This window comes from Variovorax glucosi, assembly GCF_051216695.1.
Taxonomy (GTDB): Bacteria; Pseudomonadota; Gammaproteobacteria; order Burkholderiales; family Burkholderiaceae_C; genus Variovorax.
The window spans coordinates 1-1,044 of the sequence record NZ_JBPJZE010000386.1 but is presented as its reverse complement, the minus strand read 5'-3'; the positions used below and the strand labels follow the sequence as shown (position 1 = coordinate 1,044).

At 65.1% G+C, this 1,044-nt stretch carries 1 protein-coding gene; it reads left to right on the top strand.

Annotation, left to right across the window (positions count from 1 at the left end; translation table 11 throughout):
- Positions 1 to 1,044: type VI secretion system Vgr family protein (locus ACSFA3_RS25880; RefSeq protein WP_435508170.1), on the top strand; the 1,044-nt coding region annotated here is incomplete at both ends.

The window sequence follows — 1,044 nt, the reverse complement described above, 5'->3', positions numbered from 1 at the left end:
CTTGCGCGTGCGTCGGCCTACGAGCTCACGGTGATCTCGGAGAACAGGGCACTCGACGCCAAGGACATCCTCGGACATGCCTTCGACGTGGTCATCGAATTCCAGGATGCCGATGGCGGTACGCACGAACGCCACTGCCAGGGCCATGCCGTGCGCTTCGTGCGCGCCGGCCACATGGGGCGGCACTACGAATATCGCATCACCCTGCGCTCGTGGTTCTGGCTGCTCACCAAGCGCGCCAATTCGCGCATCCTGCAAGAAAAGAAAGTTCTCGAAGTGCTCGATGCTGTGTTCGAGGACAGCCCCATCAAGCGCTTCAAGAAAACCAAGGCCGACAACGTGATCGGCACCCACAACCCGCGCCGCTACTGCGTGCAACACCAGGAAAGCGACTACCAGTTTCTCTCGCGCCTGCTGGAGGACGAAGGCATCTACTACTGGTTCAGGCACGAGAAGGACCGGCACACGCTGGTGCTGGTGGACGACATCGCGGCACACGACGAACTGCCGGGCTACGCCTGCATCGACTGCTTCGCGACCGACCGCGCCATCACGGACGACATCGAGGTGATCGACGACTGGCAGGTGACGGCCGAGGTGCGCTCGGGCAGCTACACGGTCAACGACTTCAACTTCACCACGCCCAAGGGTGACCTGCTCAACGTGCGCAGCCAGCCCAGGGGCCACGACAACGCCGACTACGAGATGTACGAGTGGCTGGGCGACTACCCGGCGGCGGGCGATGGCGAGCACTGTGCGAAGGTCCGGCTGGAAGAGTCGCAGGCGCTCGCGCAGCGCAGCACGGGGCATTCGACCGTGCGCGGCATGGCGCCGGGCTACAAGTTCACGATGCGCAACTCGCCCAGGTCGGACGACAACCAGGAGTATCTGGTGGCGTCCGTGTCGTACGCGCTGCGCGAGGGCGGCTACGCCACGGGCTCGGAGCCCGGCAGCTACGACTTCAACTTCGTGGCGCAGCCCACCTCGCTGGCGTTCAGGTCGCCGCGCAACACACCGCCGCCGCGCACCAGCGGCCCGCAGACC